General features: G+C 59.2%; 12 protein-coding genes and 1 other RNA gene. 4 read left to right on the top strand and 9 right to left on the bottom strand.

Features of this window, described 5'->3' with window-relative positions; translation table 11 throughout:
* Positions 1 to 26 precede the first annotated feature (26 nt).
* From corA to ERD80_RS08520, 8 genes are all read right to left on the bottom strand, one after another.
* Positions 27 to 980, bottom strand: coding sequence for a magnesium/cobalt transporter CorA (corA, locus tag ERD80_RS08485; protein ID WP_010617090.1), 954 nt, complete (start codon positions 978 to 980; stop codon positions 27 to 29).
* Between the two features lie 321 nt (positions 981 to 1301).
* The gene (gene uvrD / locus ERD80_RS08490; RefSeq protein ID WP_021506969.1) at positions 1302 to 3464 is read right to left on the bottom strand and encodes a DNA helicase II; all 2163 of its coding nucleotides are present in this window, start codon (positions 3462 to 3464) and stop codon (positions 1302 to 1304) included.
* Between the two features lie 173 nt (positions 3465 to 3637).
* Complete coding sequence (yigB, locus tag ERD80_RS08495) at positions 3638 to 4354, bottom strand: 5-amino-6-(5-phospho-D-ribitylamino)uracil phosphatase YigB (RefSeq protein WP_136546533.1); 717 nt, start codon at positions 4352 to 4354, stop codon at positions 3638 to 3640.
* Entirely contained in the window at positions 4351 to 5262 is a 912-nt protein-coding gene (xerC, locus tag ERD80_RS08500) for a tyrosine recombinase XerC (RefSeq protein ID WP_021506971.1), read from the bottom strand. The genes yigB and xerC overlap by 4 nt, the downstream gene beginning before the upstream one ends.
* A complete protein-coding gene (locus tag ERD80_RS08505; RefSeq protein WP_021506972.1) occupies positions 5259 to 5963 on the bottom strand; it encodes a DUF484 domain-containing protein in 705 nt (234 codons plus the stop codon). Before ERD80_RS08505 ends, xerC begins: the two co-directional genes overlap by 4 nt.
* On the bottom strand, positions 5960 to 6784 hold the full coding sequence (gene dapF, locus ERD80_RS08510; RefSeq protein ID WP_031279612.1) for a diaminopimelate epimerase: 825 nt from the start codon (positions 6782 to 6784) through the stop codon (positions 5960 to 5962). Before dapF ends, ERD80_RS08505 begins: the two co-directional genes overlap by 4 nt.
* 29 nt (positions 6785 to 6813) lie before the next feature.
* On the bottom strand, positions 6814 to 7020 hold the full coding sequence (locus tag ERD80_RS08515) for a lipoprotein (RefSeq protein WP_022548017.1): 207 nt from the start codon (positions 7018 to 7020) through the stop codon (positions 6814 to 6816).
* Positions 7021 to 7145: 125 nt separating this feature from the next.
* A complete protein-coding gene (locus ERD80_RS08520) occupies positions 7146 to 9704 on the bottom strand; it encodes a class I adenylate cyclase (RefSeq protein WP_136546535.1) in 2559 nt (852 codons plus the stop codon).
* 317 nt (positions 9705 to 10021) lie between these two features.
* Between ERD80_RS08520 and hemC the strand changes: the two genes are divergently transcribed.
* From hemC to hemY, 4 genes are read left to right on the top strand one after another with little or no spacing between them, the layout of a single operon-like run.
* The gene (gene hemC, locus ERD80_RS08525; RefSeq protein ID WP_059012020.1) at positions 10022 to 10963 is read left to right on the top strand and encodes a hydroxymethylbilane synthase; all 942 of its coding nucleotides are present in this window, start codon (positions 10022 to 10024) and stop codon (positions 10961 to 10963) included.
* Positions 10960 to 11700 carry a uroporphyrinogen-III synthase gene (gene hemD, locus ERD80_RS08530; protein WP_058758110.1) on the top strand — a complete coding sequence of 247 codons (741 nt, stop codon included), beginning with the start codon at positions 10960 to 10962 and terminating at the stop codon, positions 11698 to 11700. The genes hemC and hemD overlap by 4 nt, the downstream gene beginning before the upstream one ends.
* A gap of 23 nt (positions 11701 to 11723) precedes the next feature.
* Positions 11724 to 12854: a uroporphyrinogen-III C-methyltransferase gene (hemX, locus tag ERD80_RS08535; protein ID WP_136546537.1), complete on the top strand. Its 1131-nt coding sequence runs from the start codon at positions 11724 to 11726 to the stop codon at positions 12852 to 12854.
* A 2-nt stretch (positions 12855 to 12856) separates the two neighbouring features.
* Positions 12857 to 14053, top strand: a complete 1197-nt coding sequence (gene hemY, locus ERD80_RS08540; protein ID WP_059012018.1) for a protoheme IX biogenesis protein HemY — start codon at positions 12857 to 12859, stop codon at positions 14051 to 14053.
* 629 nt (positions 14054 to 14682) lie between these two features.
* Here hemY and ERD80_RS08545 read toward each other — a convergent pair.
* Positions 14683 to 14812: non-coding RNA, RtT sRNA (locus ERD80_RS08545), on the bottom strand.
* Between the last annotated feature and the right edge of the window lie 7 nt (positions 14813 to 14819).

Here is a 14819-nt window from a genome sequence, read left to right on the forward strand (position 1 = left end):
TGCGCATTAATGCGCACCAGGTAAACTTACAGCCAGTTCTTCCGTTTGAAATAGAGATACGGCGCCAGCCCGGCGAGAATCATCAGGCCAATCGCACCGGGATAACCAAAGCTCCACTTCAGCTCCGGCATAAACTCAAAGTTCATACCGTAGCTGGAGGCCACCAGCGTCGGCGGCAGGAACACCACGGACACCACCGAGAAGATTTTGATGATGCGGTTCTGCTCGATGTTAATAAAGCCCATCGCCGCCTGCATCAGGAAGTTAACCTTCTGGAACAGTGATTCGTTGTGCGGCAGCAGCGATTCGATGTCGCGCAGGATCTCGCGCGCCTGCTCCAGCTGATTGCCCGGCAGCCGCGCTTTACGCACCAGGAAGTTCAGCGCACGCTGGGTATCCATCAGGCACAGACGCACTTTCCAGCCGATATCTTCCAGCTCCGCCAGGCGCGACAGCGCGTCGTCGTACTCTTCGCCCTGCTGCCCTTCCATGATCACGCGGCTGAGTTTTTCCAGCGCGCTATAGATGTTCTCGATCTCATCCGCCAGCTGCTCGATTTTGGTTTCGAACAGATCGAGCAGCAGCTCGTAGGCGTTGCCGTCGGTCAGCTGCTGATTGCGCGCGCGCATGCGGTACAGGCGGAACGCCGGCAGCTCACGCTCGCGCAGCGTGTACAGACGATCTTCGCGGATGGTAAACGCCACGGTGGAGTTGCCGGCGTGATCTTCAGCATCTTCAAAAAAGAAAAAGGAGTGGATGTGCAGGCCGTCTTCGTCCTCGAAGAAACGCGCCGAGGCCTCAATGTCCTCCAGCTCGGGGCGCGTTGCCAGGCTCTGCCCCAGTTCCGACTGCACGCGCTCACGCTCGCTGTCGTCCGGCTCGATCAGATCGACCCACACCGAGGTATTGAGTTTGTCGTTGTTGTCTTCCAGCTCGATGCGCGTCAGGCGATCGCGCTCCAGTTTAAATGCGCTCAGCATAGCAATACTCCCCATTGCAGACGACATGGGACAAGGCGGTGAACCGCAGTGCTGCTGGCACCACGGGCACGGCAAAGCCTGAACGCGGAAACTTTCGCTTCAAGGGTAAATCAGTGCTGACTCGTGCGACGGGATCAAAAAGGGAGGTCGCTGATAACCGCTAAGGCTACCCGCGTTAAAGAGGTAGCCTTAGAAATTGTCCCTGTTAACCAGGGTATAGAGCCAGCATCGACTGGGCGCGTCCAAGGCATTGTCCTCTCATGATAATAGTGCGCGCATGTTACGCTGAGACGAAAAAGTCGTCAAGGTAGCGCAACCGCGCTACACGGTTTCCAGCCGGGCGTAAGCCGCCACCAGCCACTTGATGCCCTGGCCCTGGAAGGCCACCTGCAGACGGCTGTGCTCGCCGCTGCCTTCCAGATTGATAATGGTGCCTTCGCCGAACTTAGCGTGGCGCACGCGCTGCCCGAGCGCGAAGCCGCTGTCGCTCTTCGCCACTGGTGTGCCCATGCGCTGATGACTCACCGGCCGGCTCACGCTGGCGCGCAGCCGCACCTCTTCCACGCACTCTTCCGGCAGTTCACCAATGAAACGCGATGGCCGGTGATACACTTCCTTACCATAAAGGCGGCGGGTTTCGGCGTAGGTGAGCGTCAGCTTCTCCATCGCACGCGTCACGCCGACATACGCCAGGCGACGCTCCTCCTCCAGCCGGCCGCCTTCGTCCAGCGACATCTGGCTCGGGAACATGCCCTCTTCCATGCCGACGATAAACACCTGGCTGAACTCCAGCCCTTTCGCCGAGTGCAGCGTCATCAGCTGCACTGCATCCTGCCACTTGTCCGCCTGGCCTTCGCCAGCTTCCAGCGCCGCGTGCGACAGAAACGCCTGCAGCGGCATCAGATCTTCGTCTTCGTCCTGATAGCTGAACTGGCGCGTGGCAGTGACCAGTTCCTCTAAGTTTTCGATACGCGCCTGGCCTTTTTCGCCCTTTTCCTGCTCGTACATCAGCCACAGACCGGAGTCTTTAATCACCCGATCGGTCTGTACGTGCAGCGGCAGCTCAGCGGTTTCCGTCGCCAGCGCATCCACCAGCTCGCAGAAGCGCTGCAGTGCTGAGGCAGCACGGCCAGCCAGCGCTTTGGATTGCAGCAGTGCGCGCGTGGCCTGCCACAGCGTCAGCTGCTGCTCACGCGCGGTCTGGCGCACCACATCGAGCGTGCGATCGCCAACGCCGCGCACCGGCGTGTTGACCACGCGCTCGAATGCCGCATCGTCGTTGCGGTTGGCCAGCAGCCGCAGATAGGCCAGCGCATCTTTGATCTCCTGGCGCTCGAAGAAGCGCATGCCGCCGTAAATGCGGTACGGCATACTGCCCTGCAGCAGCGCCTCTTCCAGCACGCGCGACTGGGCGTTGCTGCGGTAGAGAATGGCGCAATCCTGCAGCGCGTTGCCGTTTTCATGCCAGGTTTTGATGCGATTGACGACAAAACGCGCTTCATCCAGCTCGTTGAACGCGCAATACAGCGAAATCTTTTCGCCGTCGCTGCCGTCGGTCCACAGCTCTTTCCCCAGACGGCCATTGTTGTTGGCAATCAGGGCGTTGGCTGCTTTCAGAATGTTATTGGTGGAGCGATAGTTCTGTTCAAGACGGATGGTTTCCGCGCCTGGGAAATCCTGCAGGAAACGCTGGATGTTCTCTACCTGCGCGCCGCGCCAGCCGTAAATGGACTGATCGTCATCGCCAACGATGATGACCCGGCCGCTGTCGCCAGCCAGCATGCGAATCCACGCGTACTGAATGTTGTTGGTGTCCTGGAATTCGTCCACCAGAATATTGCTGAAGCGCTCGCGGTAGTGATTGAGAATCTGCGGCTTGTTGAGCCACAGCTCATGCGCCCGCAGCAGCAGTTCGGCGAAGTCGACCAGCCCGGCGCGATCGCAGGCTTCCTGGTACGCCTGATAGATACGCAGCCACGTCTGCTCCACCGGATTGCCGTAGCTTTCAATGTGCTTAGGCCGCAGCCCTTCGTCCTTTTTGCCGTTGATGTACCACATGCCCTGACGCGCCGGCCACTGTTTCTCGTCGAGGTTCATGGCTTTGATCAGGCGCTTGAGCAGACGCAGCTGATCTTCGCTGTCGAGGATCTGGAAATCCTGCGGCAGCCCGGCATCCAGGTGGTGCGCGCGCAGTAAACGGTGCGCCAGGCCGTGGAAGGTACCAATCCACATGCCGCCCTGGCTGGTACCGATCAGCTGGTCGATACGGTGGCGCATCTCCGCCGCCGCCTTGTTGGTGAAGGTCACCGCCATGATTGAGTAAGGCGAGCAGTTCTCTACCGACAACAGCCAGGCGATGCGATGCACCAGCACGCGGGTTTTACCGCTGCCTGCTCCGGCCAGCACCAGCAGATTGCTGCGCGGCGCGGCGACCGCTTCGCGCTGTTTGTCATTCAAGCCGTTAAGCAGATCGGAAACGTCCATAAGCACCGTTTTAAGCAAGTAGGATGCGTATCCTGCACCGTTCGCGTTGCCGCCAGGCGGCAAGGGCAGATATCTGCGAGGGCGTAATCAGCTAAGCGATCAGGCTGGTGACACACAGCCTGCACGGCCACGCGTTGCAGAATACAGAATACGACTGGATAAATTTACAGCCATTATAGCAGCGAGGTCAGCGATGCCAACTGATGAATTTCCACGTGTGGCAGCAGGCGCGCGTCATCAATCTTCATCAGATTGCCGTCACGCAGGTTGATCCAGCACGCCTGCAGACCGGCGCGCAGCGCACCGGCGACGTCGGTGGTCAGGTCATCGCCGACGTGCAGAATATGCTGCGGCGCAATGCCCAACCGTTCGGCGGCCAGATGGTACATATCCTGCCACGGCTTGGCGCGGCCGTGCGGACCGGCGCGCAGCGCGAACTGGAAGTAGTGATCAATGCCGAGCTTTTGCGGGTCGGCGTTGCCATTGGTGATCGCCACCAGCGGCACGCGCTCGCCGAGCCAGGTCAGCGTCTGATGCGTCTCTTCTGGCATCTCCACCGCACTGCGCCACTGGTGAAACACGCTCATCACGTCCCGGGCACCTGCGCTGGCTTGCGCGGCCGGCAGTCCGGCGTTGAGCAGCGCCAGCTCTACCGAGCGGCGACGCCACTCAGAGACATCGTGATAAATTTCCGGCTCACGCCGCAGCAGTTCATCGCGCAGCGCCTGATAATCTTCCGGCGTAAACTCGCGCAGCGCCGGGTGATACGCCTGCAGTGCAGCGTGCGATTCCGCCGTGGTTTTACGGATCACCGGATAGTTGTCATACAGCGTATCGTCGAGATCAAAGGTGATGGCTTTGATCGGGCCCAGCGGGCGATAAAACTTCATTCAGACTTTCCTCGTTTGGCACGCGGGTGTGCCGCATCGTATACCGACGCCAGATGCTGGAAATCCAGGTGGGTATAGATTTGCGTGGTCGAGAGGTTGGCGTGGCCGAGCAGCTCCTGCACCGCGCGCAGATCGCCGCTCGATTCCAGCAGATGGGTAGCAAACGAGTGGCGCAGCTTATGCGGGTGGATATGGCTGGCGACGCCCTGCTTAATGCCCCATTCGGCGAAGCGTTTCTGCACATTGCGCGCCGAAATACGGCTGCCGCGCGTCGACACAAAAACTGCATCATCCTGCGGCGCGAAGCTGTTGCGTAGCGGCAGCCAGTGCTGCAGCCAGGTGACGGCGGTGCCGCCAATCGGCACGCGGCGCTCTTTGCTGCCTTTACCGCGCACCCAGACTTCACCGCTCTCCAGGTCCAGATGACGACAGTCGATGCCCACCAGCTCAGCGAGACGTAAACCACCGCCGTACATGGTTTCCAGCATGGCGCGGTCGCGCACCGCCAGCGGATCGTCGAGGTCGATCTCCAGCAGCTGGCTGACTTCGTCGACATCCATATTTTTTGGCAGATGCCGTGCGTTGCGCGGCGTGGCGATGCCTTTCGCCGGATTGGCGCTCAGCATGCCCTGGCTGACCTGCCAGTCGAGAAAGCTGCGCAGCGCCGACATGCGCAGGGCCAGGCTACTGGCACCGAGACCGCCGCGCCGGCTGCGCGCCGCCAGACTGCGTACCTGTGCCGGTTCCAGCTGCGACCAGGCGGTAATGTGCATGTCATCCGCCATGGCGATAAGCGCCTGCAGCTGGCGCTGGTAATTTTTTTGCGTCAGCGGGCTGAGCTGGCGTTCGACTTTCAGATAGCGCAGAAAGCCCTCAACGGCCGGCAACAGCGGGCTGGCGCTGCTCATGCGCGCTCAACCCAGCGAGACAGCAGGTCGGGCAGCATTTGTGCCAGATGCTGCAGCAGCAGCGTGCCCATGCCCGCCTGATAGTGCTGGTTGTCGCGGCTGCTGAAGATCAGTACGCCGAGATCGCCCTGCTCGCCCATCAGCGACATCGCCACCGATCCGACGGCTTTTGCCTGCGGCAGCAGCAGCAGCAGCTCCGGTCCGTTCAGACTGCCAAGGTAGTGATGCTGCTGACCAAAGCGCTGGATGCGCAGCGGCTCAAACGCCTGGCGTGACAGACCAAGCTGGGTGAAATCGGAGGGTGCGCCGATGCGCCAGCGGTCGCTGAACAGCCGCACATTGGCGCCCGCCAGGCCAAGCTCGCGCGCCCAGCGATGCAGGCGCGTCAGCATCTCCTGCAGGCTATCGGCGGCCGCGAGATGGCTCTGCAACGCCAGCAGGCGATCGAACAGCTGATGATTGGCGGTTGCCTGCTCCATCAGCAGCGTAATCTCCTCTTCCAGCTGCTGGATGTGGTTGCGCTGACGCGCCATATGCCACTCCACCAGCGATACGCTGCCGCGCACCGGATGCGGCACCATCATTTGCTCAACCTGGCGCGCATTGCGAATAAAGAAATCGGGGTTGTGACGCAGCCAGGCGCTCACCGCCTGATCGTCCAGCAAAACCGCGCTGTCGGTCTGCTCTTCGATATTTTTCATAGATGAATAAACCCATCATAGACGTGTGTGGCTGGCCCGGTCATAAACAGCGGCTGACCGGCCCCTTTCCAGGCGATATGCAGCGTGCCGCCGGGCAGATCGACGCGCACTTTCTCCGCCAGAATGCCCTGCTGAATGCCGCAGGCCACTGCGGCGCAGGCGCCGCTGCCGCACGCCTGGGTTTCGCCCGCGCCGCGTTCATACACGCGCAGACGGATGTGTTCCGGATTGACCACTTCCATAAAGCCGACGTTCACGCGCTCGGGAAAGCGCTCATGGCTCTCCAGTGCCGGACCGAGCGTCTCCACCGCGGCGGTTTTCACGCTTTCAACCTGGATCACGCAGTGTGGATTGCCCATTGATACCGCGCCAAACATCACGGTCTGCTCGGCCACGCGCTGCAGATAGAGGTTTTCCGCCTTGTTAGCGCGCAGCGGCACCTGCTGCGGGTCAAAGTTGGGCTCGCCCATGTTAACGCGTACCAGCTCATCGCTGGTGACGCTCAGTACCATGCGGCCGGTCTGGGTGCTGACGCGAATGTCGCTTTTATTGGTCAGCCCTTTGAGGCGAACAAAGCGGGCAAAACAGCGCGCGCCGTTGCCGCACTGTGCCACTTCGCTGCCGTCAGCGTTGAAGATGCGGTAGTGGAAATCGAGATCCGGATCGTAAGGTGGCTCGACGATCAGCAACTGATCGAAGCCGATCCCCAGATGCCGATCCGCCAGGCGGCGAATCAGTTCCGGCGAAAAAAAGACGTTTTGCGTCACGGCATCGACGACCATAAAGTCGTTACCGAGACCGTGCATTTTCGAGAACTGCATTTTCTGCTCCGCCGGATGACTCATCGGGTTTAATTCGCCTGCACGCCAGCCGGTTTGCTGGTGACCAGGCCGCTGGTATCCGCATCCTGTGCCGCTTTCTGCTGCTGCTCAGTCACCGGCTGATTTTTCTGTTGCGGCCGATCGTTGGGCGGGAAATACAGCGGTCCTTTCAGGCCACAGCCTACCAGGCTGACCAGTGCCAGCGCCATACCCAGCTGGCTCATCACTCGTATCATTCTGTCTGCTCTTTTTATCCAAATCCCAGCTGCTTATCATCGCAGTTGACGTTGTAAAAGCAACAGGAAATATCCGGCAGAAGGTTCAGAAACGGGGGCAGGCCACTGCGTACAGCGCAGCGGCTTTAGTGCATCTGGTAGCGCGGCTGGAAGTCGCCGTTGTCGTTGTCCGGCTGGGTGGCGCACAGCTGCGTCAGCGTCTGGCTGCGGAACGGAATCACCTGGAAGCGATCGCCGGCGTGCACAATCTGATAGAACTGCGGCAGGTTGAAATTGATAAAGCTCGAGCCGTAGGTAAAGCGATCGTGCGACGACGAATAGAAGCGGCTGACGTCACGCACCAGCTCCTCTTTGCTGCCTTCGCAATGGTGATACACCTCCACCCGGTTGCTTTCATCGAGGATATAGATGTTGAAGCCGCGATCGTCACTGGTGTCTTCAAAGAAGAACTGAATGATGCCTTCGCTGGCGTAGCCGTTGACCACCGGTGGCAGCGGCGTCTGGTTCGATTCAACTTTGATCGACAAACCGTGCAGCTTGTTGTTGGAAATCGCGCCGTAAAATTCGACTGCGTTTTCCAGCTTCTGCACCGAGACGCTCATGCGCTCGAAAAACAGACCCCAGGTCTGACCGGCCATGCGCAGCGCTTTAAAGCGGCCCGGCTCCTGACGCGTGCTCGACAGGCGCAGCTCAATGCATTCCGACACCAGCTGCTGCACGCGGGTACGAATCAGGCCGCGCAGATGCTGGCTGTAGCAGAATACTTCTACCGTGTCCGGCGGTGCGGCGTCCTGATGCATTTTGCCCAGGATAGTTTTCAGCGCTTCAATCATCGCCTGCTCGCCACTGAAGTGCAGCGTACGCACTTCGTTCCATGAGTTGCGGTACAGCAGATCGATGCTGCCGATCAGGCACTGCTGCTGCTGACCAAAGCTAAATACATCCAGCTTGCGGAAGTCGAAGTGCACCACCTGATTGCGGAACGCTGAGGTCGGATCGTGTTCGAGGTTAACGATGATCGCCAGATGCCGGATTTCGCACGGGCTGTAGAGCGCTTTCGGCGTCGGCGCCGGCAGACGCAGCGGGAAGTGGCTGGAGACATCGTTGACCAGCTCCTGCAGGCGCGGCAGATCGCAGAACTCGTTGCCCTTAATGTGCAGACGGGTTTTGCGCGTCAGCAGTCCGTTGAACCACGCCCATGCCACTAACTTGTTGAGATAGCGGTTATATTCCAGCGGCTGATGGCTGATGATTGAACTCATGTCCGGCGACTGGTTATACAGATACCAGCCGGCACGGTTGGCGCGCCCGGCCGGCACATGAATAAAGGTCAGGTTCTCTTCCGACAGATCGGGCGAGATTTGCGGGTTCACCAGCGTGACTTTGCCCGGCAGCGCTTCAAACGCGGCGTACAATTTACGCGTCAGCACGCCGATGTCCTGCGGGCTGGCGCTGACGCTTAAATTGTTGCGACGGGCAAAACGGATCAGGTTGCGATAGCTCTGCATCATCGCATCCAGCAGCTCGTTGTGCGCCTCGCGCACCCGTTCGATTTTCCACTGCGCGCGATTATCCAGCACCGCCAGCTTCTCATCGTCCCAGCCCCACTCTTTCACCAGCTGCGACAGAATTTCACGCCGCCAGCCCGCGCGCGGATGCTGCTCCTCGCTGGAGAGTTTTTCGCACACTTTGAGGTAAAAACAGCGGCGCACCAAATCAAGGCGCGCGGTGTCATCGACGCTGGTCAGATAGCGCGTCACGCGCTCCAGCATCATGCAGTAGGGATCGAGACCGAAGCAGACAATTTCGCCATCGTGCAGTCGCTGTTTGATATCCATCGCCAGCAGCTGCGTGTTAGGGTATTCCCAGCTGTAAGCTTCCAGCAGCAGGGTTTTCAGCACCGCTTTGTACGGCGAATCGATACTTTTATACAGCTGCCACAGGCTGGCACCGAAATACTCTTCCGCCGACAGCGTGCCGAGACCGCCGAGATCCAGCCACTCATTCGGCGTCAGCACGCCCTGTGAATAGAGCGACATCACATAATCATCGTAGTGATGTTCTTCTTCGCCAGGCACCATGTTCCACAGAATACGTTTGCCCGCCATGCGCACGGCGGTACGGTAGAACTCATCCAGCAGTAAAATGTGTTGGGTAGAACCGCAGTCCTCACCGCCGAGGCTGCCGCTTTCATTATGGCGGAAGCGGTTTTCGTCAATCAGGAAGAAGCTGACTTCCACACCCAGCGACACACACCATTTTTGCAGGAGCGTACACTTGCGCTGCAGATTGAGACGCTCTTCGTTATCCAGCCATGACTGATGGCATACCCAGATGTCGAGATCGGAGACGCTGTTCTGGCCGACGGACGAGGTGCTGCCCATTGAGTAGATGCCGGTGATAGGCAGTTCGCCCTTCACCGCGCTGCTGAGTTCGAGCGGATGGTCACCCGCTAACTGTTGCAGCAGCTCCTGCTGGTTTTCATCAGGCGCAAAGAAGCTGACGCCATGGGGAACGCTACCTTCAAGGTAACCCGGCATCAGCGGATGATGATAATGCAGTAATGTTGGCAGCAGACTGTAGACGTGCTGGAAAGCAGGTCCCATGGCAGCCAGTGCGCGATCTACACGCAGCTGGTTAATCGCATCCAGTCTCTGTTTCAGTGTCTCAATGTAGAGGTACAAGACGTTTCGCCTGATTGTCCCAGTGTTAAGCACCCTGTTTCCAAAATCTGCCGCTTAATAATAAAGATGTCGGGCAAATTATTGCTGGAAACGTGATCAATCTAACACCTGGAAGATTGACCGTAAAGAAAGTTGCGCTACCTGACAGTTTAGCACGTTCCAAACGTAGCCCTGCATTTTCGGACTCCAGCCTCAGAATCTGACGCCGTAAAAAGCGGGCTCCGGTCTGAGATTGCAGCCTGGTCAATCCGTTGAAACTGACAGCATTCCCCTATCAATGATAGGATAATCGATGAACGATCAAAATGGTTAACAGCATGTTAAACAAAATTTTCAGAATTGCTACCAGGCAAAGCCCGCTTGCCTTGTGGCAGGCACAATATGTCCAACAGCGCCTGATGGCTGCGCATCCCGGCTTGCAGGTTGAGCTGGTGCCGATGGTCACCAAAGGTGATGTCATCCTTGATACGCCGCTGGCGAAAGTGGGTGGCAAGGGACTGTTTGTCAAAGAGCTTGAGCTGGCGATGCTGGAAAACCGTGCCGATATGGCGGTGCACTCCATGAAAGATGTGCCGGTCGATTTTCCCGACGGTCTGGGACTGGTGACCATCTGCGAGCGCGAGGATCCGCGCGACGCGTTCGTCTCGAATCATTATTCCTCGATCGACGCGCTGCCGCAGGGCGCGGTGGTCGGCACGTCCAGCCTGCGTCGCCAGTGCCAGATTAGCGCACGGCGCCCGGACCTGGTGATTCGCTCGCTGCGCGGTAACGTCGGTACGCGTCTCAGCAAACTGGACGCTGGCGAGTATGACGCCATCATTCTTGCTGCCGCCGGGCTGAAACGCCTTGGACTGGAAGATCGCATTCGCCAGGCGCTGCCGGCGGAGTTTTCCCTGCCGGCGGTGGGCCAGGGCGCGGTCGGCATTGAGTGCCGCCTCGACGATCAGCCGTTAATTACGCTGCTGCAGGCGCTAAACCACAGCGACACAGCCGTCTGCGTGCGCGCCGAGCGCGCCATGAATACCCGTCTCGAAGGCGGCTGTCAGGTGCCGATCGGCAGTTTTGCCGTGCTGGAAGACGATCAGCTGTGGCTGCGCGGCCTGGTCGGTGCGCCGGATGGCAGCCAGATGGTGGTGGGTGAACGCCGCGGCCCGCGTGAACACGCCGAACAGATGGGGATCTCACTGGCCGAAGAGCTGCTGGACGGCGGTGCGCGTGACATTCTGCGTGAAGTTTATCAGGGACAGCCGCCCGCATGACTATCCTCGTGACCCGTCCGGAACCCGCCGCCAGCGAACTGGTTGCGCGCCTGCGCAGCCAGGGCAAACTGGCGTGGTCGTTTCCGCTGATTGAATTCACGCCGGGTCGCGATCTCCCCCAACTGCCGCTGAAGCTGGCCGCCCTGCAGCCCGGTGACCTGGTATTTCTGCTGTCGCAGCAGGTGGTGCACTTTGCCCAGCCCGCTTTACAGCAGCAGCGCAGCGCGTGGCCGGCATTTCTCGACTATTATGCCATTGGTCGCAGCACCGCGCTGGCGCTGCACACCGTCAGTAATCTGAAAGTTGACTATCCGCATGCGCGGGAAACCAGCGAAGAGCTGGTGCGGCTGAATCGCCTGCAGCAGGTCAGCGGCAAGCGTGCGCTGATTCTGCGTGGCAGTCCGGGTCGTGAACTGCTGGCGGAGACGCTGATCGCCCGCGGCGCGGACGTGCAATACTGTGAGTGCTATCAGCGCTGTGAAAAGCAGTACGACGGCGCGATTGAAGGCCGTCGCTGGCGCGATCGCGGTATTACCACGCTGGTGGTGACCAGCGGTGAAATGTTACAACAACTGTTTGCGCTGTTTCCGCCAATCGATCGGCGGGAATGGCTGCTGCACTGTCGACTGCTGGTCGTCAGTGAACGTTTGGCTACCCAGGCCGCCGAATTAGGCTGGCAGGAGATTGAGGTAGCCGATGGTGCGGATAACGACGCGCTGCTGCGTGCGTTACGCTGAACTTAACATTGGGATGAGCCACAATGACGGAACAAAAAGACTCCTCCGCCATGGTTGAAGAAACCACCCCTGCGGACACTTCCCCGACGCCAGCCAGCCAGCCGCCTCGCGCGAAAAAGAGCGACGGCAAGGTGCTGAGCGCGGTGGCAATTGTCATTGCACTGGCGATTGGCGCGGGACTTTACCTGAATGGGAAACACCAGGCCGACTTACAGGCTCAGACTAACCAGAACCTGAGCGAGCAGCTGAGCGCCCTGCAGCAGCAACTGGGCAGCGATAAACAACAGCTCTCGCAGCAGCTGGCGGATGCCAACACCGCGCTGCAGGAAGCGCGCAGCCAGCAGGATAACAGCGCGAAAGAGCTGGAAAAGCTGCGTGAAAAAGTGGCCACTATTTCCGGCAACGATACCCGCACCTGGCTGCTGGCGCAGGCCGACTACCTCGTCAAACTGGCGGGTCGCAAACTGTGGAGTGATCAGGACGTCACCACCGCGGCAGCGCTGCTGAAAAGCGCGGACACCAGCCTGGCGGAGATGAACGATCCCAGCATCATGAACGTGCGCCGTGCGCTGACCCAGGACATCAGTTCACTGGCGGCGGTCAGCCAGGTAGACTACGACGGCATCATCCTCAAGCTGAACCAGTTGTCGAACGGCGTGGATAATCTGCGTCTGGCCGATAACGACAGCGATGAGTCGCCGATGGATGCCGACAGCGGTGAGCTCTCCAGCTCGCTGCACGAGTGGCGTCAGAATCTGGTGAAGAGCTGGCACAACTTCATGGATGATTTCATCACCATCCGCCGCCGCGATAATACCGCGCAGCCGCTGCTGGCACCGAATCAGGATGTTTATCTGCGCGAAAACATCCGTTCACGTCTGCTGATTGCTGCGCAGGCGGTGCCGCGCCATCAGGATGAGATCTACAAACAGTCCATCGATGCGGTATCCACCTGGGTGCGTGCCTGGTACGACACTAACGATGCGGCGACCAAAGCCTTTCTCGCCCAGCTCGACGAGCTGAGTCAGCAAAGTATTTCGATGGACGTGCCGGACACGCTGGAGAGCCAGGCGCTGCTGGAAAAACTGATGCAAACGCGCGTGCGCAATCTGCTGGCGCAGCCATCGGCTGCGGCTGATCAACAGGGAGGCTAACCATGCTGAAAGTATTGGTGCTTTTCCTGCTGCTGATTGCCGGCATTGTGCTGGGACCGATGGTTGCCGGCCATCAGGGCTACGTGCTGATCCAGACCGATAACTGGAACATTGAGACCAGCGTCACCGGTCTGGCCATCATCCTGATTCTCAGCCTGCTGGTGATTCTGCTGGTCGAATGGATTCTGCGTCGCCTGTTCCGCACCGGCGCCCGCACCCGCGGCTGGTTCACCGGGCGGAAACGTCGCAGCGCCCAGCGTCACACGCAAAGCGCGCTGATGAAGCTGGCGGAAGGCGATTACCGTCAGGTAGAAAAGCTGCTGTCAAAGAATGCCGATCACGCCGATCAGCCGGTGGCGAACTATCTGCTGGCGGCGGAAGCAGCGCAGCAGCGCGGCGATGAAATCCGTGCTAACCAGCATCTGGAGCGCGCCGCTGAGCTCTCCGAGAACGATACCATTCCGGTTGAGATCACCCGCGTGCGCCTGCAGCTGGCGCGTAACGAAGATCACGCCGCACGTCACGGTATCGATCGCCTGCTGGAAGTGGCGCCGCGCCATCCGGAAGTGCTGCGTCTGGCCGAGCAGGCTTATATCCGCACCGGCGCCTGGGGCGCACTGCTGGATATCCTGCCCTCGATGCAGAAGGCGCAGATTAACGATGAGAACCAGCGTAACGCGCTGCAGCAGCAGGCGTGGCTGGGTCTGATGAATCAGGCCATGGCCGATCAGGGCAGCGAAGGCCTGAAAAAATGGTGGCAGAACCAGAGTCGCAAAACCCGCCAGGAGACCGCGCTGCAGGTGGCGATGGCTGAGCATTTGATCGAGTGCGACGACCCGGACACCGCGCAAAGCATCGTGCTGGAAGGGCTGAAGCGTCAGTATGACGATCGGCTGGTGCTGCTGATGCCGCGCATCAAAAGCGGTGACCCGCAGGCACTGGAGAAAGCGCTGCGTCAGCAGATTAAGCAGCACGGTGCCACGCCGCTGTTGCACAGCACGCTCGGCCAGCTGCTGATGCGCCACGGTGAATGGCAGCAGGCCGCAGAAGCCTTCCAGCAGGCGCTGGCACAGCGTCCGGATGGCTTTGACTACGCCTGGCTGGCGGACGTTTACGATCGCCTGCATCGCCCGGAAGACGCGGCTAAAATGCGTCGCGAAGGTCTGTTACTGACGCTGAAGAACAATCCTGGCGCCTGATTTTACTGTTGTTGTTTTTGTGCACGCCGGGCCAGTCCCGGCTTTTTTTTTGCCTGAAAGAGCGTGCAGGGAATGCGGCATCAATCCGTGAACGGCAGATAAAAAAACACCTGCCAGAAGCAGGTGTAAGATCAGGTCGGTAAGACAACTGATGGTATCCGACTCAACGTAATGTCCTTCTTACTGCAGTAGCGCGTACACGTTACTGCCAGCTGGACAACGGATACCGTAAGGGGCTCTGCATCATTCCCAGGTTTATGTTGCCTTGGCAAACATAAGAGGTGGAATGAGCATCTACGCAGAGATTATTGCACAAAGCGTGCCAGAATGGCATGAATCACGGGAAGTTATTTTATATCAGTCATTTAGCCAGCAGTAAGGGACAGAGCGCGGCAGCAACGTCGGGAATTTGCGACACACCTGCTTAAAGCTGTCTCCGCTGAGCGACAGGCTGTGCAAGGAAAAGTAAGACTATTAAAAATCAGCAGGTTATATGTCGCGTAATAGCGACAACTTCCCCGACTGCTCTTCCTTCGCTGCGCCCGGCTCAAACCTCCTTCGGAGGTTCTCATCCTCTTTTGCTACAGACGAAAAAAACCTGCTTTTTTCAAAGCAGGTTTCATGAATGATGGTCGGCGAGAGAGGATTACGCTTCTCTGCGAGAAGCGCCCTGCGGGCCGTTGCTGACGCAACGTTGTCTCGCTTCGCTCGGCTCAAACCTCCTTCGGAGGTTCTCATCCTCTATTTCCTACAGACGAAAAAAAAC

Origin of the sequence: Pantoea sp. R102, assembly GCF_004916815.1 — a bacterium.
GTDB lineage: Bacteria > Pseudomonadota > Gammaproteobacteria > Enterobacterales > Enterobacteriaceae > Pantoea > Pantoea dispersa.